General features: G+C 43.5%; 11 protein-coding genes and 1 pseudogene. 6 read left to right on the top strand and 6 right to left on the bottom strand.

Going from position 1 to position 22,833, the window contains the following annotated elements:
* The first annotated feature begins 41 nt into the window (after window positions 1–41).
* The 4 genes from SE27_RS02170 (at window position 42) to SE27_RS02155 (ending at window position 6,115) form a co-directional block, all read left to right on the top strand.
* Window positions 42–674 (top strand): TetR/AcrR family transcriptional regulator, encoded by a 633-nt coding sequence (locus tag SE27_RS02170; RefSeq protein ID WP_039620457.1) that lies wholly within the window; start codon window positions 42–44, stop codon window positions 672–674.
* A 141-nt stretch (window positions 675–815) separates the two neighbouring features.
* Entirely contained in the window at window positions 816–3,500 is a 2,685-nt protein-coding gene (gene ppc / locus SE27_RS02165; RefSeq protein ID WP_039620455.1) for a phosphoenolpyruvate carboxylase, read from the top strand.
* A gap of 298 nt (window positions 3,501–3,798) precedes the next feature.
* Window positions 3,799–5,106, top strand: a complete 1,308-nt coding sequence (locus tag SE27_RS02160) for a solute carrier family 23 protein (RefSeq protein ID WP_039620452.1) — start codon at window positions 3,799–3,801, stop codon at window positions 5,104–5,106.
* A 517-nt stretch (window positions 5,107–5,623) separates the two neighbouring features.
* Window positions 5,624–6,115 carry a hypothetical protein gene (locus SE27_RS02155; RefSeq protein ID WP_039620451.1) on the top strand — a complete coding sequence of 164 codons (492 nt, stop codon included), beginning with the start codon at window positions 5,624–5,626 and terminating at the stop codon, window positions 6,113–6,115.
* An 87-nt stretch (window positions 6,116–6,202) separates the two neighbouring features.
* On the opposite strand, the gene SE27_RS02150 is transcribed toward SE27_RS02155, so the two are convergent.
* The 3 genes from SE27_RS02150 to ilvD all read right to left on the bottom strand — a co-directional run bounded on the left by SE27_RS02150 (window position 6,203) and on the right by ilvD (window position 9,537).
* Window positions 6,203–6,490 (bottom strand): chorismate mutase, encoded by a 288-nt coding sequence (locus SE27_RS02150; protein ID WP_039620448.1) that lies wholly within the window; start codon window positions 6,488–6,490, stop codon window positions 6,203–6,205.
* Window positions 6,471–7,781, bottom strand: coding sequence for a hypothetical protein (locus tag SE27_RS02145; protein ID WP_039620446.1), 1,311 nt, complete (start codon window positions 7,779–7,781; stop codon window positions 6,471–6,473). The genes SE27_RS02150 and SE27_RS02145 overlap by 20 nt, the downstream gene beginning before the upstream one ends.
* A gap of 70 nt (window positions 7,782–7,851) precedes the next feature.
* Window positions 7,852–9,537, bottom strand: a complete 1,686-nt coding sequence (ilvD, locus tag SE27_RS02140; protein ID WP_039620444.1) for a dihydroxy-acid dehydratase — start codon at window positions 9,535–9,537, stop codon at window positions 7,852–7,854.
* 866 nt (window positions 9,538–10,403) lie between these two features.
* Between ilvD and fmt the strand changes: the two genes are divergently transcribed.
* Window positions 10,404–11,363: a methionyl-tRNA formyltransferase gene (fmt, locus tag SE27_RS02135; protein ID WP_039620442.1), complete on the top strand. Its 960-nt coding sequence runs from the start codon at window positions 10,404–10,406 to the stop codon at window positions 11,361–11,363.
* Window positions 11,363–12,673, top strand: a complete 1,311-nt coding sequence (rsmB, locus tag SE27_RS02130; RefSeq protein ID WP_039620440.1) for a 16S rRNA (cytosine(967)-C(5))-methyltransferase RsmB — start codon at window positions 11,363–11,365, stop codon at window positions 12,671–12,673. The genes fmt and rsmB overlap by 1 nt, the downstream gene beginning before the upstream one ends.
* Window positions 12,674–12,742: 69 nt before the next feature.
* Here rsmB and SE27_RS02125 read toward each other — a convergent pair whose 3' ends face one another.
* The 3 genes and pseudogenes from SE27_RS02125 to SE27_RS14120 form a co-directional block, all read right to left on the bottom strand.
* On the bottom strand, window positions 12,743–15,619 hold the full coding sequence (locus SE27_RS02125; protein WP_039620439.1) for a hypothetical protein: 2,877 nt from the start codon (window positions 15,617–15,619) through the stop codon (window positions 12,743–12,745).
* Between the two features lie 61 nt (window positions 15,620–15,680).
* Window positions 15,681–21,692 (bottom strand): SdrD B-like domain-containing protein, encoded by a 6,012-nt coding sequence (locus SE27_RS02120; protein WP_039620437.1) that lies wholly within the window; start codon window positions 21,690–21,692, stop codon window positions 15,681–15,683.
* A gap of 87 nt (window positions 21,693–21,779) precedes the next feature.
* Window positions 21,780–22,833, bottom strand: a pseudogene (locus SE27_RS14120) (hypothetical protein); the annotation flags it as partial.

The raw sequence follows: 22,833 nt of genomic DNA, 5'->3' as shown, positions 1-22,833 counted from the left end.
GGGTCAAGCAATGACCTTTTCGCTTTTTTTTGGAAAAATTTGTGCACATACATGTCGGTCGTCCCAAAGACTTAGAAAAACGTCAGCGTATTTTAATGGCAGCAAAATCTCTGTTTTTAAAATATGGTTATCATGGCTCCAGCATGAACCAAATTGCCGCAGAGGCCGGTGTCACCAAGCTGACGGTCTACAATCATTTTCAAGATAAAGCCAATTTATTTAGCTGCGCCATTGCGGTGAGCTGTGAAGAACTGATCAATGCACAGCCTTTAAACTTAGATGCCAACAGTGATTTTGCACAGGCCTTCGAGCATGCCTGCACGCTGTTGTTAACGATTATTAACTTACCTGAAGCCATTAAACTGGAACTGTTATTGCTGGAGTTGGCAGCAGAGCAAAATCCACTGGCGCAAAAATTTTACAATGCCTCACACTTACGCATGCATGCCGTGTGGGAAAACTTCTTTCAACAAGCCATCGCTTTGGGTTTTATCGAAGATGAAAATCTGAACACGCTGACCTTATTGATCATGTCGTTGCTGTTGGGAATGCGTCATCATCAAGTGTTGCTCGGCATTCGCGCTATTCCCAGTGATAGCGAACGCCAACAGATTATTGCGCAAAGCATGGACGTGTTTATGCTGAAATATCAAAAAACCGAATCACGAGAATAGCCAGCAATAAGCTCTACCCTGCAAGCTGACGCTCAGGCTTGAACATTTTTACAGCAAGCTATTCACGACTTTTGTCTGTGCATTATAGGAATATCGACAAATCGCGGTATATTCAAGACAGATGTTTAGGAGAATGACCAGATGATTCAACAAATTGATGCTCCACTGCGTGACGATGTACGTTTACTGGGCAACTTATTGGGCGAAACCCTGAAAGAGCATGCAGGGCAAGATTTGTTTAATCAGATCGAGCAAATTCGCGCCTTGGCCAAAGGTGCACGGGATGGACAAGTCGAAGCAGAAAAACAACTGGAACAACTCTTTTTAAGCCTTGAAGATGCCGAAATTTTACCGCTTACCCGCGCCTTCACCCACTTTCTCAATTTTGCCAATATTGCCGAACAGTATCATGTGGTGCGCAGTCGTCGCCAAAGTGAATTTGACACACAAAGCCCGTCGCAAAATCCACTGGATCAATTATTAGAAAAATTCAAACAGCAGGATATTTCCGCTGATACCTTATTTAAGCAAATTTGCGAACTCAATATTGAATTGGTGCTGACCGCACATCCAACCGAAGTCAGCCGCCGCACCTTAATTCAAAAATATGATGGTATTAATGACTGCCTGTTTAAGGTCGATCAACAAAAACTCACTCCACGTGAACGTGACACGGTGCTACAAGAATTAAAACAGCTGATTTGTTCAGCGTGGCAAACCGATGAAATTCGTCAACATCGCCCAACACCGGTCGATGAAGCCAAATGGGGCTTTACCACCATTGAACAAACCCTGTGGAATGCGGTACCAAAATTTGTCCGTCAATTGGATGATATGGTCGAGGTACATTGTGGCAAACGCTTACCGCTGAGTATTGCACCAGTGCGCTTTGCCTCTTGGATGGGCGGTGACCGTGATGGCAACCCAAATGTCACCCATCAAATTACCCAAGAAGTACTGTGGTTATCACGTTGGAAAGCGGCAGATTTATATCTGCGCGATATGGAAGATTTGCGCTGGGAATTGTCGATTCAACAATCTAGTGATGAATTAATTCAGGCTTTGGGTAGCCCGCATGCGGAGCCCTATCGCGAATATTTACGCGATACGCGCGAACGCCTGAAAGCCACACGGCACTGGTTGGCCGAAAAATTACAAGGCCGTGACGCCGATGACAGTCGCGTCATCAAAAGTAAAGATGAACTGTTGCAGCCTTTATTGCTGTGCTATCGCTCATTGATGAGCTGTAACTTGCCGGAAATTGCCAATGGCAAATTGCTGGATTATATACATCGGGTGAATTGTTTCGGTATTGAGTTGCTCAAACTGGATATTCGTCAGGAATCTGGTCGTCATCGCCAAGCCATCTCCGCCATTACTGAATATTTAGGCTTGGGTAATTTTGAGACATGGACCGAACAAGCGCGGCAGAACTTTTTATTACAAGAGCTGCAAAGCAAACGGCCGCTGTTGCCCAAACATCTGAATGAACCGAAACAAAGCCTGATTGAACATCCGGATGTGCAAGAAGTCTTTGCCACCATGCGCACGTTGGCAGCGCAGCCACCCGAGAGTTTAGGCGCCTATATTATCTCAATGGCTGAATATCCAAGTGATGTTTTGGCGGTATTGCTGCTACAAAAAGAAGCCGGTATTCAACAGGCACTACGCGTGGTGCCACTCTTTGAAACGCTCAAAGATTTGGACGGCGCAGCTGAGACCATGAACACCTTGTTCAATATGCATTGGTATAAACAGCATATTCAAGGTAAACATGAAGTGATGATTGGCTATTCAGATTCAGCCAAAGATGCTGGTTTTATGTCGGCCAATTGGGCGCAATATCGCGCACAAGAAGAACTGACTGCGGTGGCCAAAAAACATGCGCTACAACTAACCTTATTCCATGGGCGTGGCGGTTCAATTAGCCGCGGCGGCGCACCGACTCAACAGGCTTTATTTTCTCAACCGCCCGGTTCAATCTCTGGGGCCATTCGAGTGACTGAACAAGGCGAGATGATTCGCTTTAAGTTTGGCTTAGAAGGCATTGCGCTACAAAATTTAGAGATTTATACCGCGGCCACTTTAGAGGCCACGTTACTGCCGCCGCCAGAACCGAAACAGGAATGGCGCGATTTAATGCATCGCATGACCGATTTATCGGTACAGGTTTACCGCGCCACAGTGCGAGATAATCCGCATTTTGTACAGTATTTACGTACCGTGACCCCTGAGCTTGAGCTACAAATGTTGCCGCTGGGTTCGCGCCCTGCCAAACGTAATGTCGGCGGCGGGATTGAATCGTTACGCGCAATTCCGTGGGTCTTTGCATGGACACAAATTCGCTTAATGTTGCCGGCATGGTTAGGCACAGGTGCGGCCATTAACCAAATGATTGCGCAAGGGCAAAAACCATTACTCGATGACATGCTGCAACACTGGCCGTATTTCCAAACCTTAATTGATATGCTGGAAATGGTGCTGTCTAAATCGGACAGTCATGTCGCGCTCTATTACGAAGCACATTTAACCGATGATGCTGATTTAAAAGTTTTGGGTGAGCAATTGCGCCAACGCTTACAAGATGCGGTCGAGACCTTATTAACCTTAAAAGGTGAATCGAAATTACTCAGCAGTAACGAGGTACTCGATCAAGCCATGAAAGTGCGTAAACCGTATTTACTGCCGCTGCATTTATTGCAAGCAGAGCTGATGAAACGTCGTCGTCGTTATTTGGCCGAATGTACCGCAGAACAGACCCCAGTTGATCATGCCTTAATGGTCAGTATTGCCGGAATTGCTGCCGGATTACGCAATACCGGATAAGCATCAGGCTGTTTAAAAAAGCACATCACTCAGATGTGCTTTTTTATTGCACATGCCATTGTTTAAATCATCACGCTCTTATGAATAGAATAACCTCAGGTTATGAATCATTTGAGCTTTAGGCCCTTTGATTAATTGGCTGATTTAACTTTAATTTATATCCAATAAACTTTTACCATCCGGTAAAAATACAAGAAAAGTCAGTAGATTAGTTTGAACAAAAATATAATAAAAGCCATTAATCTAATAAAAAAGCAGAGTATGATGTGCTCAATTTACTCCTTGATATGCTTATTTTATGTCCAACTGGTTTCCCAAATGGCGGCCTTACTCAGGTCAGATCGATGCACGTCCCGTCGGTACCAATGAATACTTACCGCCTGCACAAAGCGTGGTGTTAGGCATTCAACATGCTTTTGCGATGTTTGGTGCCACGGTACTGGCTCCTTTCTTGATGGGTTTTGATCCAAACTTAGCCATTTTAATGTCAGGGATCTGTACGATCCTATTCTTCTTTATTACCGGCGGACGCGTTCCGAGCTATCTCGGTTCTAGTTTTGCCTTTATTGGCGTGGTGATTGCAGCCACCGGCTATGCGGCCTCCGGCACTGGTGCGGTGAATGCCAACTTAGCCGTCGCCGCCGGCGGTATTATGGCCTGCGGTATTTTGTATGCCGTATTCGGTTTTATTGTAATGGCAACCGGCACGCAGTGGATTGAAAAACTGATGCCACCCGTGGTCACCGGTGCCGTGGTGATGATCATTGGTCTAAACCTCGCCCCTGTGACGGTAAAAGGCGTAGCGGGCAATGACTTTAATATGTGGATGTCGCTGCTGACCGTACTGTGCATGGGTTCCATTGCCGTGTTTACCAAAGGTTTATTACAGCGTTTATTGCTGTTAATTGGTTTATTGCTGGCCTATTTGGCTTATTACCTGATTTCCAACGTAATGGGCTATGGCGTAGCGATTGATTTTGCACCGATTCAGCAAGCCGCTTGGTTTGGTATTCCGACATTTTATTCACCGGTGTTTGATGTCAATGCCATGCTGATTATTGCCCCGATTGCCTTAATTTTAGTGGCCGAAAATTTAGGTCACATTAAAGCCGTCAGTGCCATGACTGGTGAAAATTTAGATCCGTATATTGGTAAAGCCTTTATTGCTGATGGTATTGCCACCACGTTATCCGGCAGTGTCGGTGCGCCGGGTATGACCACCTATGGTGAAAACATTGGGGTGATGGCCGTCACTCGGGTGTATTCCACCATTATCTTTGTGATTGCCGGTGTATTTGCAGTATTTTTAGGCTTATCGCCTAAATTTGGCGCGATTATTCACACCATTCCGATTGCCATTTTAACCGGTGCCTCGATTGTGGTGTTTGGTTTGATCACCATTGCAGGGGCAAAAATTTGGATTGAGAACAAAGTTGATTTTTCCAAAAATAAAAACCTGATGGTGGCCGCCGTCACCATTATTTTAGGTACTGGCGACTTCGCTTTACAGTTTGGTGGTTTTAACTTAGGTGGGATTGGTACTGCTACTTTTGCTGCACTGATTCTGAATTGGTTCTTTGGTCTGGCCGATGGTTCCGCCGACTAATTTTTACAGTTTTTATAGCAGCCGAACAGGCTGCTTTTTTTATCGGCTAAATGTGTCTTTTAATTCCAAACAGCAGCGCTTTTTTTAATCTCTGCGCAGTGGATTGCTGATGATGTGTAGCGCGATTGATGTTGCAAATTGTGCCCTTAAATATGGCAAAATGTGTATTTTTGATCAAAAATTAAGCATTTAATTACAGGACTACATAAAAATTTGCGCGATTAATAACATATTTATCCAACAGGGTTAACTCACTGATTTTTCGCTTATCAATTTCCTGAACGCTATTTTCAAGACTTTTGTATGGCCCCCCAAAAGAGCCAAACTGGCTAGAAATGCAGCAGAAGCAAGCTAGATATTTCAGCACAAACCCTTTAAAGTACGCCGCTGTTATGCAGAAGCTATGTAATAACATAGCATTTCACAGGGTTGTAAGAAAAAATATTCGGGTTTTATGGTGGAAAACGACTGCTTATTTTTTCTAGAAAGACGATTAAAGACAGGTAGAGACTGAAGAATGATTTATGACGCACATCATAGTAATATGATTCATGCTGCAGACCAGAATACGGCAGTGATATCCCAGAAATTCCAAGTAAGCCAAGCACGCGAACCGGCTAAAAATAAGTCTAAAAAAATCGGGATTCCGTATTTGGATGTACATAAATTTACGCAAAAATTGACCAGTATTTCATCCAGTAGCAGTACGGCCCGCTGCGCGCGCAGTATCCGAATTGCGCTGCAATCTGCCGGTGCGAACGTCTTAAATCATCCGATTGCTGCATCCGACTGGGGACCGACCCTGAAGAATATTGGCTATCAACAAATTCAACCGGCCTTTGACCAACCCCGTGTTGGCGATATTTATATTATTAATAAAACCCAAAAACATGTTTATGGCCATATTGCCGCCTACACCGGCCAGCAATGGGTCTCTGATTTTAGACAAAAAGGCTATGCGGTCTATCGTAATGATCAGGTCTCTTATACTTATTATCGTATGGTGTAAGTCGTGCTTGTTAAGCCTCATCAGACATCTTTATCATTACAAGATGTCTTTTTTATGGCTTAAAATTAAATCAGCAGTTAAAAAGCATTACGGCCGAATTTCTTTTAATTCACGTTGAATAAATTGCTGAATCATCGCGCGATATAATTGTTCCACCACATCGGCATTAATCCCCACGGTTTCGGCATGGGCACGCACGCGAGCAATCACTTGCTCCACCCGCTCTGGTGCTTGCACATCTTGCACGCTTTTCTTAAACCGAACCGCTTGATCGACATAAAATTGACGTGCGGCAATCAGCTCAATTAAAGCAATATCAATGGCATCAATTTTTTCACGCGCCTGTTCTAACGAGTCACATTTTTCTTTGTTCATGCTTATTGTCCTCATTTTCAGTTTTATATTGTTGTTCTAGAACATTGCTAAAAATACTTTCAATCATCCATACCCGATATAAGCTATTAAACACATAACTTTGACCGGCGATACGCAGCTCCAGCACCGGAAAATCAGGCTGTGATTTCATTTCACAGCGTAAGTCGTTGTCTTGCAGTTTGGCAGCAATATCCTCTTGGCTCAATTGCGCAATCGCTAAGTCTTGCTGCATTTGCGCAAAATGGGGTTTAAAGGATAAATCCTTGCCTTTGCTCCAGACCGCTTGTAACAGGCGATACATAGTTTCAACTTGTTGCTCTGCCGGCACAGAATAAAACAGCTGCGCCATCTGCTGAGTGGCCTGTTGCGTCGGACGGCAAAATGGCGTGAAACTCACTTCTGTGCGTTTTGATAGACGCGTGGCCAAACTCCAGTCGAACAGATCGCGCTGATGATAGGACAGCGGATAAATATTCAGTTGGATATTATAATAATTGGCCAATTCTTCTTTAATATAGGCCAGCAAAAGCCATGACATCGGATCTTCTAATGCGATATATAAGTCCAGTTCTGGATCTAAAGCCTGAATTGCATTGAGCTCTTCTGCATCACTAATCAGATGCTCACGCCAATCAATATGATTAATCAGGAAAATCGGATTACCGGTCAGCAGTTTTTGTTGTTTTAAACGTCGGGTTAAACGCAGTAAGTCATCGACTGCATGGTATTTACGCTGCCCAAATTCAAAATAGCTCGCCAATACTGCATCATCATTAAAAATACGCTCTGGAAACTGTTGCAAGCTATGGTGGCGACTGGCCATGGCATACAAAGTGCGTAATTTACCATACTGCTTTTGCCACAGCATATGAAACACGTCTTCAAGTAAATAGAGAAAATCTTGCCCGCGTAATGGCGTGTAGCGCAGAATTATTTCAGCTTGCTGAATGGCCTCAGCAGGCGGTTGTTCGGGGGTGTCATGGAAACTAAAGCGGTGCTGCTTGGAGAGAATTTTTGCATCGTTTAAACAATAGGTCTGCCATTCAAGTGCCGACATTTGATTGGGCGGTGCAGCGGTTTGACTGGAAATAATCACTTTTAACGGTTTCAGTTCATCACTTAAAATTTCTTCAAGTTCAGGTAACTGCTGTACCGCTAAATAACTGTACACATCATCTAAACGCAGGTGAATGCTTAAACCGTGTTCCGCCGATAACACCACTTGTCGAATCGGCTTTTGATAAAACCAATGCGACCGAAGTGGATCAAACCAACGGCGTAAAAGTGACATGAGATCAACCTCGAAAAAAAACCCTTGTAGTGCTACAAGGGTTTATAACAATTTGTTAAGCAATGATCAATTATACCTCTAAATTGAGATCCGTCACTGCCCCTTTTTCTGCCCCCGTGGTCAATTTTGCAAACTTGGCCAAAGCCCCGTAACGGTAGTTCGGTTGTGGTTTCACCCAAGCCGCTTGACGTGTGGCCATTTCTTCATCGGAAATATGCAAGGTCATTTCACGGGTTTCTGCATTAATGGAAATTCTATCGCCATCTTTAACTAAACCAATCGGTCCACCTTCATAGGCTTCAGGAGTCACATGGCCAATCACGAAGCCGTGACTACCGCCAGAGAAACGACCATCGGTGAGCAGTGCCACAGATTTGCCCAAACCTTTACCAATAATGGCAGAGGTGGGTTTTAACATCTCAGGCATACCCGGTCCGCCTTTTGGCCCTTCACCGCGAATCACCACCACATCACCGGCTTGCACTTGACCGTCTAAAATACCGCGCATGGCGCCAATTTCACCTTCGAAAACACGCGCTGGACCTTCAAAATAGAGCCCTTCTTTGCCGGTAATTTTCGCGACCGCGCCGGTAGGTGACAAGTTGCCTTTAAGCACCACCAAATGAGAATCTTTTTTAATCGGTGCATCAAACGGTAAAATAATTTGCTGACCTTCAGGATAATCCTCTACATCAGCAAGATTTTCCGCCAAGGTTTTACCGGTCACGGTTAAGCAAGAACCATCCAACATACCGGCATTGAGCATGCGTTTCATCAGCGGTTGAATCCCGCCAATGGCAATCAATTCCGACATTAAATACTGCCCCGATGGACGCACGTCTGCCACCACTGGAATGTCTTTACCAATACGCACGAAATCATCTAAAGATAATTCAACCTCAGCAGTATGCGCCATGGCCAACATATGCAGTACACCGTTGGTCGAACCACCCAGCGCAATCAGCACTTTAATGGCATTTTCAAACGCTGCTTTGGTCATGATGTCGCGTGGTTTAATGTCTAAACGCAGCAAGTTCATCACTGCTTCACCGGCACGATTACAATCGAGCATTTTCTCATCTGAAATGGCTTCTTGTGCCGATGAACCCGGCAAGCTCATGCCCAATGCTTCAATGGCAGAGGCCATCGAATTGGCCGTGTACATGCCACCGCATGAACCCGGACCCGGCAAGGCCACTTCTTCAATATGTTTCACTTGAATGGCGCTAATTTCACCTTTGGCGTGTTGACCAACCGCTTCAAACACAGAAATCATATCGGTGTGACCTGCACCCGGTTTAATGGTGCCGCCATAAATAAACAGACCGGGACGGTTTAAACGCGCCAAGGCCATAATGCAGCCCGGCATGTTTTTGTCACAACCACCAATGGCAATCACGCCATCATAGGCTTGGCAACCCACCACTGCTTCAATGGAGTCGGCAATAATTTCACGCGATACCAAAGAATATTTCATGCCTTCGGTGCCGTTAGAAATACCGTCAGAAATGGTAATGGTATTAAAGATAATGCCTTTACCATTGGCGGCATTTACGCCCTTTTCCACTTCACGGGCTAAGCCATCAATGTGCATATTACACGGCGTGACATTGGCCCACGTCGAGGCAATCCCAATAAAAGGGCGCTCAAAATCGGCATCATTAAAACCGGTGGCACGCATCATCGAGCGTGCAGGTGCATTTTCAATGCCTTCGTATACCGCAGCAGAATGTTCGCGGATATTGTCTTTACTCATGAAGCGCTCCGTATGAGATCTGGTCATTGTATAAATGTGATCATGGCGATTTATTATTCAGCTCATTGTATAGAAAGCCAATACTTTGTAAAAGTGAGATTTTTTTCAATTCAATGCTCACGGATGCTGTCAAAGATCAGGCAATGACCGAGCCATTGTGATCTTTTTACCCTCAAATTATATGACGCTCAGAAATACAGCCTGTCCGCATGCATAAATTCTTTGGCCACAGCGCCTGACGCCCGAATCGGTGTTGCCACCCATTGACTTCAACCTTTGAACCGGGCATGGCAGGTTTCAAAGAATAAATGCATCGAGCTGGCAAGAATGGGTTTCATGAAATCTTCATCTTTCACACGCATGGCAGGCCATAGAGCATGTGTGCCGGCCATTTCCTCGTATAGTTCGATTTTTTGAACGATCATCCAGCATGGCGGTCTTTACAACAAAGTGTAGATCACACACCCATGCTAAAATCCAATCTAGTCGCAGCATATTCAGTTCTTTAATTAAATCAAATATCTAAGCAATTTACTCTACAGATTACTCTGCTCGATGCCAAACACTTTCAACACTGCTGCTTTAGCCCGATCAATCGGGTGCTCTTTCAAGCATTCAAATTAAATATATGTTTTGCTTGAACCAATATAACGTGATCACTTTCATTTAAATACAAAACTTTCATGAATAATTTTTTAATTTTGCATTACTTTTTCTTATTAAATAAAGATTGGGTGTATGAGAATCTTTAGTCCCTGAGCAGATAAATTTCTGCCTTTCAATGGCTTGTCCGTTGCTGGACAGCGATCGTAGGTCTCTGCGCGGTTTTGCCTTATAATACGTTAAGTTTATTTGGAATTTCATGTGTGAAAATCATCTTTGCGGGCACGCCCGAATTTGCCGCGGTCGCTTTGGCCGCGCTGTTAACCACCGAACATGAAATTGTCGCTGTCTATACCCAACCTGACCGCAAAGCAGGTCGCGGGCAAAAACTTAGTGCATCCGCCGTTAAACAATTGGCCTTGACGCATAATATTCCGGTGTACCAACCGCTGCATTTTAAATCCTCCACCGAAGAAGGTTTAGCGGCGCAAGCTGAACTGGCCGCTTTAGGTGCCGATGTGATGGTGGTGGCGGCCTACGGTTTAATTTTGCCGCAAGTGGTATTAGATACGCCCAAATATGCCTGTTTAAATATTCACGGTTCTTTACTGCCGCGCTGGCGTGGTGCTGCACCGATTCAACGTGCCATTGCCACCGGTGATACTGAAACCGGTGTGACCATTATGAAAATGGCAGCGGGCCTCGACACGGGCGATATGCTGTATAAAACCCTCTCTCCAATTAGCGCAGAAGATACCTCTGCCAGTGTACATGACAGCTTGGCCGCGCAAGGTGCCGAAGCGATTGTGACAGTATTGGCCTCTATCGAGACTTTACAGCAGTATTTAGACAGCCGTGAAGTACAAGATGAAGCACTGACCGTGTATGCACACAAATTATCCAAGGCGGAAGCGAAAATTGATTGGTCAATGGATGCGCTGCAAATTGACCGCAACATCCGTGCCTTTAATCCGTGGCCGGTGGCGTTTATTCAACTCGATACTGAACATAACCTACGGGTTTGGAATTCAACGCTCTCGCATCTGAATGCCGAGCAAGCCCAAGTGGGCGAAATTATTGCCATTGATCAACATGGTGTGCATGTTGCTTGCGCAAATCATACGGTTATCACCTTAACTGCTTTACAATGGCCAGGTGGCAAAGCCCTGAACGCCGTACAAATTTTACAAACTCAAAAACTGACTATTGGACAAATTTTATAATGAGACAATCTGCACCCCACGCCTCTGGTAAAACACTAAACTTACGTGCTCAGGTTGTTAAGACGTTATTGGCGGTCCAAAATGGTCAATCACTGGCTTCAGTGCTGAATCAGCACATCAATATTGTCTCGGACAAAGACCGCGCTTTATATCATGAATTGGTTTTAGGCTGCCTACGTCAATGGCATGCACTAAAACAAGTGACTTTGCCATTGCTGGCCAAACCGTTAGACAATGCCGTGGTCGAAACCTGTTTATATGTTGGTTTATATCAATTGCTGTGTACCCGTGTTGCGGCACATGCGGCCATTTCTGAGACGGTTGAAGCCTGTAAGCAATTGGGCATGGAAAGCTTAAGCGGTGTGGTGAATGCTATTTTACGCCGTGCCACCCGTGAAACCGAACAGTTTTATGATGTGTTAGAACAAGCACATGGTTTACCCAGCTGGTTGTTTAAACGTTTAAAGAAAGATTGGGGCGATGACTTCGAAGCCTTAAGTTATGAATTGAAGCAAGTGGCGCCGCTCACCTTGCGTGTCAATACCTTACAAGTCAGCCGTGATGAATATCTTGAAATTTTAGAAGATGAAGGCATTGAAGCACATGCCTGTGAGCTATCGAATGTCGGGATTACTTTAGATGAAAGCATTCATGTGCCAAGCCTTCCCGGCTTTGAAGCGGGTGGTTTTTCGGTGCAAGATGAACATGCTCAATTGTGTGCCGGCTTATTGCCAAATCTTGATGGTAAAATCGTGATTGATGCCTGTGCGGCACCGGGCGGTAAAACTGCGCATATTTTAGAAAAATATCAACCTAAAAAATTGATTGCCATTGATCAAGATGAAAAACGCTTAAAACGCGTGACTGAAAACTTAGAGCGTTTGGCTTTAAGCGACAGTCATGTCTCCATTGTTACCGCGGATGCGGCGAAATGGACGGCGGATGAACTGGCGGACTGTATTGTTTTAGATGCGCCGTGTTCAGCCATTGGCGTGATTCGTCGTCATCCGGATATTCGTTTACTGCGCCAATCGGGTGATATTGCTAAAACGGTACAACTGCAACAACAGATTTTAGAAAATATGTGGTCACAGCTTAAAGTGGGTGGCACGTTGTTGTATATCACCTGTTCAATTTTAAAAGTGGAAAATGAACAGCAGATGGTCAATTTCTTTGCCAATCATGCGGATGCGCAGGAACAAAAAATTGAAGCTGAGTGGGGTATAGAACAAATCCACGGTCGTCAATTGTTACCGCAAAGTGGTCAGGGTGATGGCTTCTATTACTGCCGTATCATGAAAAGCGCGTAAAAATAAGATGTAAAAAAGGTGGCTTAGCAGCCACCTTTTTTATTGCCGGTCAGATTGAAGCATCAGGCACTATTTCACTCTGATTCCGAAATATAAGGACTTTTCTTGTTGCGGTAACAGTTCACTCAAAACAGTTTTTAATTTTTCCCCGTCCATTTGCACCCTTTCGCCACTACTAGTCATTGGTAATTTTTCGCCCCAAGTCCATTTTTCAGTATAAGCCGGATACATATCATTAATCGTTACATCATTTAATGCACTATTGCCCATATTTTTAACCGCAATCCGATAAATCAAACATTGATTGGGCTTTAAATTTTCATTCTTTAAGCTATAAGCGGCTCCGATAATAATACCGCTCATATCGTTATCGCATTTCTCCACTTTAAATTGCGATTTCAGAATTTGTAATTGATTGGGACTAACAATAATGGAGTCGGTATTGCTCAAAGCGGAAAGTACAGTCGCCTTGCCATCATTATTGGCGCTGGCCACTACCTTCACTTGACTGCTCATACCATGCGTTGCGGTTAAAGGTGCTTCGACCTTAATCAATACACTCATTGATTGATTGGGTTGAAGAATAAAATTCGTGAGTTCAGATTCTGTTCCAGTCACCAACAGCGTATCGCCGGCATCTAAGGCATCATTTTTATTTTTATCTAAGAATAAAGTATATAAAAAACCATCATTGGGCCGCACTAAATTTAGTTGACTGAGCTTTTCATCGTCTACACCGGTGTTGGTGAGACGGTGTAAAAATACATAGGTTCCCCCCACAGCCACCTGTGCGGTTTGGTCATTGCTGAGTTCCAAGGAACGCAGTTTGGGCGGTGCTATCACGGCATCTAAAATAATATCGCCTAAACCCGATTGTAGGGATTCAATGGCAAACCAAATATTGGTAGTGCTAGTGATCGAGGCAGAGACTGTGACGACAGCGCAAACTTGCCCTACCGTATTGGCTGCAATATTAAGTTGAGTGATTTGCTGACCAGTCAGACCGACTTTACATTGTCCAGCCTCTACTTTATAGAACTCCACTTTCAGCCCTGAAGTAAATGGAGTAATGCTATTTTTAACCAAGGTTGAATAGTCACCGCTGATTAAGGTCGGTTCAACTTTACTGCTTGAAGCATACAGTTGATAGTCTTGTACAAGTGCAGCAGAGTTTTGAATCTTTAAAGGAAAATACGCTTTACTGCCTTCTGTTTTTTGTGTCCAAAGTGGGGTAGTTCCTGTTCTGCCCTCTTTACCAATGATGAACATGCCTGTACCGGTGAGATTATTTGCAGTGACCAAAATATTATTCGATAAATCACTTTGAGCTGCATACATAGTTTTGGCAATCGCGATATTATTGGCTAAATTTTGATCTGTAGAATCGGTCTTAACTTCTATATTATTGATAATATAATTCTTATTTGCTTGAGTGGTTTCTTTGTCTGTTGTGCTAACGATTAAATTTTTTAGCGTAAATTTAAAGTATTGGTTAGCAGGCACGTTGCCCAATGCTAAACCGCTCGTACTTAATAACTGACTAGCCCATGTTTTAGTATTTCCCGTGCTCAAACCTGAAAGTAGCGCTTCACAGGTCTGCTCAACTTCTATTCCATTTTGATCGGTCAGTTTACATGTCAACTCAGTATTTACCGTTACGGCTAAATTGGCACCCAACACATCTATCAGTTTCACATTCTTTGCAAGCGCTTTACTGTCATTAAAAAGTACCATCTCATATGAAGATAAACTTCCTGGCAAAGGAATAGTCTCATTGATTTTTTTAGTAATCCTTAAATCGACATCATCATCCTCGATGGTGTAATTAAAACCATTAGGAACATTTCCACCACATTCACTCAAAGCCATCACGGCAATGGTGGTCTGGGTTTTATCCAAGATAAATGGAATGGTTTTATTGCCTTCCTTATTATTATTATTAATGACTTGAATAACCAAATCAGTAATTTTTACTCCAGTTGCATAATTTAAACTTGGGTTATATTTAACTTTATATTTAAAGCTAAGTTTTTTAGAATCAGCACTGAGGACAGGGATTATTTCTACCGCTGTACCAGAGTTTTTATTAAATATTTTATAATCTGTACCATATATGGCAGGATTAATTGATGCGGTATTGTCAATCGTAAACGCCACATCGAAATCAGCATCTACAAATCCAACGATATTAAATTCCACTGCATGATAACCACTGGTCTGATTCTCAATTACTGTATTGTTATTAGCGGAAAATTCTATCGCTGGTCTTAATTTAATCTTTACGTTATCAATAAAGTTACCATATGTCACATTATTCCATTGTGTTGCTTGGAATATAAATTCATATTTTCCAGCTGCTGGAATGATACCAGCCATTGAAAAAGATTTAAGTCCAGTATTAAGCCAAGTTTTTACTGTAGTATGTATTGGACTAGAACCGATAGATTTAGTCCTAGTAACGGCTCTTCCATTCACTTGACCAATATAAAATTCAGCCTTTTCATCTTTTGAACTTCGAGTTGCATGATCAAAGCTCCAAGTAAAACTATCATCAGGAAGCAAACAAATACTCTGATAAATATTTGATACTTCCTCTGCATTTAATTCAATATATTGGTTACTCGCATTGCTAGTGACATTTGGATTATTCGCTACTCCATCAGGACCACCTCCTTTCCAAAATTCCATAGGAAAATTAATGTTATTTCTGGACGTATGTGTCGTTCTCCAACCTGGAATATAGTTTCCTGTACCAAACAAATTAGGATTGGCATCCAATAAAGTATAATTGTTAGTAATCGTTGGCGTTTGTAAATCCATATTTACAAAACTACGCTGAATCCGTGTATTGGATGCCGGTAGATTTTCATCTGCATAAACGTGTGGCATGGTACTCAACAATAAAAATGAAGATGCCAAAATAAAAGCTGTGTATGGCTTGATCATCTTAGTTCACCTGCACGTTTGGTTGTTCTAGCGCGAACGATAAATTAAGTACGGTCATGTTCTATCGTCCCTGCGTTGATGCTAAAGCCGTGTTATTTTTGAGAGGGCGAGCAAATAAATCTTCGTCAAATTTGAATCTAAATTTTAAATACGCGCCTTGCCCATTGGAGCTGGTATTGGCCAACTCATTGTCCTGATAACCTAAAAGATTATAGCCCGCCGAAACCCAAAGATTGGTACTGAGTAAATAGCCCAACTCTGCACCTATTAAATAGCGTGTTCCTGCGCCATGATTGGCCCATAAAGCGCCCGCTTGTATACTCATATCCCAACGTTCATTGAGGTCATACATTGCACGGCCACTGAGCAATTGAGTTAAAGCATTGCTAGAGATATCGTACTCATTCAATACTGACCATTTTGCAGCATATTGACTGGATAGCGTCAAACGCTGCTCAGGATGATAGTTGCTATGAATAGACGTGACATAGGCCTGACGCTTAAATTCGGCCTCTAAATCTGTGGCATTGTGTTCGTAGTAATATTCCACTTTAGACAAAATATCTAATTTATTTTCAGCATCATCACGCCACGCCAAACCCAACTGGAAACGATTGCGCAGATGATCGCCTTGCTCGGCCTGTTTATTGTCAACCCAATTCAAGGTGTTTTTAGTTAAAAGCGTCGCATCATCATTTAATTTACGTGCAAAACCTACGCTATTGATTAAGGTATCTGCGCTGTCTGAACGGCGCGCCTCTAAACGTGTGGTGGCTTTCCAATTCTCATGCACCAAATATTCTAAACCCAGCGTTGCCGCGGTGGCATCATTATTCGTATTTTCAGCCTTGTTGGACAGACTTTGAATGCGTTCAAAACTAGTGCTTAAATATACGCGTGGTTTGAGTTGCCAACGATTGCGTAAACCCAAAGCGGCTTCCGCTTCACGGTTGCTAATGCCATCGGCAACCCGATATTCACTAAAGGCTGAACCATCTTTCATATAGCTGCTAGAGACACCCAACACCGTGCTGTTGGTTTCCTCAGCGCTGTTCAGTGAATATAAGCCATCAATGGCTGAAATCAATTCATGACGGGCATAGACTTCAGTATTCGGTAGAACTTTGGCTGTTCCGCCTAGGGACAAGACTTGTTTATCAGCGTTAGATACATCTTGCTCATATTCAATAAAAGCGCTGGCACCTTTCCACGGTAAGTTACCGGTAAATTTAATTCGTGCCGTTGTGCCGTTATAAGGGCCTGAATTTTCAGTGGCCAACGTGGCTGCGGCAGTGCTTTCATCATAATGGCGTAGACCCAATTCTAGCGCTAAGATTTTAAAAAAATTACGCTCTAGACTGGCCGATAATCCGCTACGGACGCCATGATTATCTTGATCTTCAGTGCGAATTGCTTCAAAACGCGCCAAACCTATTTGAGCAATCGGTGCTGATACTTTTATGCCACTTTCTTTACGTCCGGCACTGATGGTGGCCGCATCATTTTCAAAGCCGTCTTGGGCTTGTTGATGATAGGCGCGAACATGGGCAAAACTTGGTGCATATTCAAACTCTAAGCGTGCCGCAGTTCCTTGATTTTTATCGCTTAAACCTTCGCTATTGATAGAGGCAATTTGATCGATACTGCTATCGGTATTTTTCGACTGCGCCACTTCAGCAATCAATTTACCGTACGGTCCCACTTTAACCACAGTATTTAAACTGGCGATTTGCTCATGTTGGAGGGGGTCATTGCTTTGTACAAATGAACCGCCAATTTTCAGATGGCTTTTTACGGCATAGCTAAAACTCACACCACCCACTGAATACGCATCACCAATTTCATCCGCTTCTACTGTGACCCGAATAAAGTTCGGATTAAGCTCTGAATCGACACTGGCCACGGCTTGTTTTAAATAAATACTGTTGCTGTAGCTGTCGACTTGATAATCTGAAAAACGCGTTAAGGTTTGTTTGGCAATAATTAAACCGGGATTGTTACGGTCACGGGTTAACACTTCAACTTTTTCACTGTTTTCTAAAATCAAGTCATTGGAAATTGCACCCAAACTATAAGGGCCAGAAATCCCTAAGGCGCGGTTTTCAGTAACGATCTGACGGGATTTGGTTTGTGCCACAAAAGCCGAGGCTTGTAATTTATCGCTTTCATGACCGACTTTCACCCCAGTCAAGGAGCGATTATATTGCCCCAATGCCAAGCCTTCATCTTTTTCAGTACGCGTGACATAGTCGCCGTACATGGCATACGAGCGGCCTTTGTCTAGACGTACATATAATTTACTGGTCGATTGCGCATCAAAGCCTTTGGCCGCAGCATCCCCATAAATGGGATAATACTCATCCGGTTGAATATCGCGGAACAAGCGCTGTTTTGAGCTTTTACTGGAATCATAAGCCAGCGTTAACAAATAATCGCCTTTGACTTTTCCTTTGAGGAACATCGCAGCACGGCCGCTCAACGCCGTATCATCGCCCCAATTGGCAATCTCGTTAAGCTGTTCTTCAAAGCCATCATTTTGAGTCACACTGTGCAGTTGCTGAGCATCAAAATGATTAAAATTAAGCACCCCTTCAACCAAACCAACGGCGATCAGCGGACGTAAATCGGCTTGGAACTGAATATCAAGCGCTTGTTTGAGCAGGCCGCTGCTGACGCGTAATGTGCCACGCGCCGGTGCATTGGGTGCGATGATGGGAATCATCATCTCACCGCCTTCAATAAAGGTTTGAATCCCCGGCTCACTCGGATTTAAATCGGGCAGATCAATCAGACCAATATCGCTTTCTAAGGTCACTGAAGTGCGTGTGGAAACCTTGATGCCATTTTTATCCTGTAGTTGTAGCTGTAATTGCATCACATCACGACCATTGGCCATCACCGATGCCAGTGGTTGCTGTAATTTCAGATGATGAATATCATCTGGAACAATCACTTGAACCTGTTGGCTTTCACGTACATTACCCAGTAAATCTAATTGCTCGACACGAATAGTATTTGTACCCACATTTAAGGCCACACCTACATATTCCAGACCCTGTTTATGCTGCTCATCTAAAATGGCCAATTTACCGCGTTGCTTTTCTGAGACCAGCACCGCATTAACCAACACACGCTGTGTCGCACCAGCTGCGCCTTGCACTTGAATGCTGGTTTGGGCAAAAGGCAGTACTTGTCCTTGTTTGAGGTTTAAGATTTCTAAATGATTACTGTCACTGCGCTTTAAATAATCTTCCAGATTTACCCAAGTGGTCGGCTTAAGCGGATTGATCGCCAATTGCTGCGCTTGGGTATTTACAGGATTCGTAGCATTGAGTAAGCAGTTTTGCTCATTGTTACTGGCCAAACAGCCTTGGCTATTTTCTGAACGGGTACTGCGGGTGAGATAACTTGGTGCTTCTATCGACAGTTGCTGATTAATCGCCTTTTCTAAATTAAAATTACTGCGATTAATATTCTGCTGACGCTGCTTAAGCGTCTCAATCAATGTGCTAGAACAGCTGCCGTTCTGATCAGTAAGGGCAAAATCAGCACGATGTAATTCACCACGTTTGACATCAACAAAACGGCTTGATGGATCATCCGCGTTGCGATTTGATTGTCTGATAAGTACGGTTCCCACAGGCAATGTGGTGCGGTCAACTTTTAAAACGTGGGTTTTGGCAGAAACACCATAGAAGTCATATTTACCTTCACGATCGGTAATCACATAACTGCCATCTTCCATGTAAATGCGGACACCGGATACCCCTAACTCACCTTTGTCTTGCATGCCATTCGCGTTACAGTCGTTATAAACTTTACCCACCACAAAGGCGTCAGCACTAAAAACGCCAGCGCGCACATTGACTTTGGCTTGCGCTTCATTGGAGCTTAGCCCCGAACGATCAACTACACGCGCGCGGTTAATACCATCACCATTTAATGCATTTGGCCCCACCAAAACGCGATATTCAATTTTTGCGCTGGCATTCACCGCCAGATCGCCCAAACCCAACGTTAAATACGGTCCTTTACCGCCCACTGGATCGGCAACAGGTTTACCGTCAACGCGCATGGTATTCGGGACATAGCTAAAACCGCGCGGCAAGGTGTCTTGTAATTTAACTTCACGCGCCAATACATCGCCTTGATTGCTTACGGTAATGCTGTAGTTGGTAAAATCACCCAGTTCAATACTGCTATCGCGTGCGGTTTTTTGTACCACCAAACTAGATTGTGTTAATTGAGGATCGATTGGAATATCAATATTTAAGGCAGGGCTGGTAGAGCTAAGGCTAAACACCCCACCATAAGAATACTCAGCATTGACCGCCATACCATTGAATGAGGCTATTGGATATAGCGCTTGATCACTGACAAAACTGTATTGACGGCTGCTTATGCTGGAGGTATCCACCAACAATTTATAGTTACCCGCAATCACTTGAGGATAAACAAATTCCCCTGTGGCCGAGGTCACTTGTTTTGCAGGCATACTACGCAATGCACCGGTTGTCCGATCAACCTCAAAGGCGACATTATTACCCACGGGCTGATCATTTTCATCGACCAAAATGACCGTTGCTCCAGCGACCGGTTTTTGGGTTTTTGCATCAAACACGATGCCGTAGGGATCAATCAGTATTTGCGTGGCCACATCGTTAATTGGCGTAGTGATTTGACCTTGAGCATCGACACAATCCAGTAAACGTGCCGTCACGTCATCACGTTTAAGCGTTTGTAAAACAGTATCATTTAAGTTTTTAACACTATTTTCTTCAGTCTTTAAACTAAATTGAAACACTCCACTGTTTGCTGCACTTTCTATGGCGGAGACCACTACCACATCACCGGTTAATTTCGACTCAATCCGAATGCGTACCTGCTCTTGACTAAAGCGATTGGCATTACACACCGCAGCATTGCTCTTTAGATAAATAACGTCGTTAACTTTACCGCTATATAAGTCGGTTTTAAAATCAGCAGTGGTACTGTCTAAACTGGCTTTGCCCAACACTTGGGTCTCAACTGTATTGGATAAAGTCTTTTTATCCACTTGCCCTGTTTGATGTAGCACATAGGCTTGATTGAGCAAGGTGGTGGCGCTGATGCTGGCCAACGTTTTCACGCTTAATTTAATGCTGCTGCTTTGACCGGCAGCAAATGCATTTTTATAAGCCACCACAGCATGAGAAATTTGGGTTTTGTCATTCGGGATATGGCTTGAATATTGTCCTTCTGCCAATTTATGTAAAACCACCGCAGTTGAAGCCGGCTCTAAAATTTGAATCGCATCAAATATGGTATTGGCCGGCAAGGCATCTTCAACAATCAGCCATGCTTGTTTTTGTCCATCTACGCTAATGCTGGCAGGAGATACGGGCAAAGCCGATGAATTGCTTACTGTTAGGGTGTAGTTAAGGCTTTGCGCTTGATGATTCATGCTCAGCAGCGGCTGATCTACAGTTTTTTCAATTTTTAATTTGGCCTCAAACACCTGTACAGTATCTTCGGCAGTTTTTTGTTGTTGGGGTTCTTCACGAATTTGGGCCACTAACGGCAATACTAATTTTTGTTGATCCGGTGTTTGTAATGAGGTCTCTGCCACCACCCATAAATGCACAGTTTGATTGGGTTGTAACAGCAAACCTTCTTTGATTAAGCGATCGGATAGGTCAAATACACCATCATTATTGGCATCTAAGTAAATTTTGACATTGGATAAATGGTTGACCGCAATGGTTTTAAAGTCAAACCATGCATCGGTATTACTGGTATTGGTCAATTGATTGAGCCAAATTACTTTTGAACCGGCTTCAACCTGTTTAAGTTGATCAGCCAATAATTCAAGCGTATAAAATTTGGCAATTTCGATATTTACAGCATTGGATTGCGTGCTTTTCAGTAATTGCTCACCATTTGAATCACTGACTTCATAACTGGCATAGGCAATATTTTGGATCATCTGTCCAGCTGCCGGCATGGCTGCATAACTATGCTGTGCCAATAACATCGCCGATGCAAGTGCCGTCAAAGACAGTGTTTCCACTTTCTTGCTGATTGCCTTTTTCATGGACAAGCCCCAAACCCCAAAAAATTAAAATAAAAATATCAAGATCCCCACCCTTTCTAAAAAGGGCGGGGATTAATTTAAAGAGACTTATGGAGTGATGAGGCCATCAACTTTTACGGCAAATTTTAAGGTTGCGCTTGCTGCAGGTGTAAGCATACCGACGTTATAACTGATTTGACCATTTGACTGAGTTGCGCCTGTCGGCTCCACAGTACCGTACAGTTTGGTATAGCTTGGTACGGTATCGCTAATCACCACATTGGTGGCATTGGCATTACCATCATTGCTGGCAACAATTTTGTAATACACACATTGACCCGGTTTTGCAGCCAAATTTGTACTCACATAAGCTGTTGGTTGATCACTACAGTTAGCAGATAAACCTTGTGTTTTCACCAAACGAACTTGACCCAAGTTAATGATGGTGCGGTCAGTCACTGTTACAGCAGCAGGTTTATTTGTTGTACCTGTTGCTGTAAAGGTCACACTGGTGGTATCGGACTCACCGGCAGTAGCTGTCGCAGGTGCTTCAACTTTTACAATAATGCTGACTGCTTCGTTTTGTGATAAACCAGCATTGCCTGTTTTTGCCAAAAGTTGAAGCAAGGAAGCATTGCGCTCAAATGCACTGTTGCCGGTAATCAATTCATCAGCAGTTAATTGACCATCATTATTTAGATCTACATAAACAGAGGTGTTAGCGCCTTGTAGCGTTGAATTCCAATTAATCTCGATTGGATAACTTGCACTCACACCTTCTAAAATGTTGCCGGCATTGGTTAAAGTATGGCTATAAACAATTGTTCCACCTGGTGCAATTTGACCTTGACGATCTGGGGTGAAGGTTAATTGACGTTGTTCAGCAACCTTAACATTAAAAGTAATATCATCTTTACTACCAGTTGCAGGTGAAGATATTTCAACTTTAATATTTTGACCAGTCACGGTGTCTGCAGCAGCACCTGCAGGTGGCGTGACCATCAAACAGAAACTTTTTTCTGTACCGTTGGCAATGTTGCCGGAATTGGTCAGCTTGGTTGCGGTACAGTTTCCTGTAGAGTCTTTTTCAAAGACCTCAACCGTCCAACCATTTGGGATATTTGGAACAGTAATAATGTAATTGTCTGGAATATTGCCGGTA

The organism is Acinetobacter harbinensis (genome assembly GCF_000816495.1).
In the GTDB taxonomy this organism is placed as follows: domain Bacteria; phylum Pseudomonadota; class Gammaproteobacteria; order Pseudomonadales; family Moraxellaceae; genus Acinetobacter; species Acinetobacter harbinensis.
Note: the sequence above shows the minus strand (reverse complement) of the source record. Positions and strands in the feature narration are given on the sequence as shown.

Coding starts and splice junctions, on each gene's coding strand:
- ppc (WP_039620455.1), top strand. CDS start 816: ATGATTCAACAAATTGATGCTCCACTGCGTGACGATGTACGTTTACTG.
- SE27_RS02160 (WP_039620452.1), top strand. CDS start 3,799: ATGTCCAACTGGTTTCCCAAATGGCGGCCTTACTCAGGTCAGATCGAT.
- SE27_RS02155 (WP_039620451.1), top strand. CDS start 5,624: ATGATTTATGACGCACATCATAGTAATATGATTCATGCTGCAGACCAG.
- SE27_RS02150 (WP_039620448.1), bottom strand. CDS start 6,490: ATGAACAAAGAAAAATGTGACTCGTTAGAACAGGCGCGTGAAAAAATT.
- SE27_RS02145 (WP_039620446.1), bottom strand. CDS start 7,781: ATGTCACTTTTACGCCGTTGGTTTGATCCACTTCGGTCGCATTGGTTT.
- ilvD (WP_039620444.1), bottom strand. CDS start 9,537: ATGAGTAAAGACAATATCCGCGAACATTCTGCTGCGGTATACGAAGGC.
- rsmB (WP_039620440.1), top strand. CDS start 11,363: ATGAGACAATCTGCACCCCACGCCTCTGGTAAAACACTAAACTTACGT.
- SE27_RS02125 (WP_039620439.1), bottom strand. CDS start 15,619: ATGATCAAGCCATACACAGCTTTTATTTTGGCATCTTCATTTTTATTG.
- SE27_RS02120 (WP_039620437.1), bottom strand. CDS start 21,692: ATGAAAAAGGCAATCAGCAAGAAAGTGGAAACACTGTCTTTGACGGCA.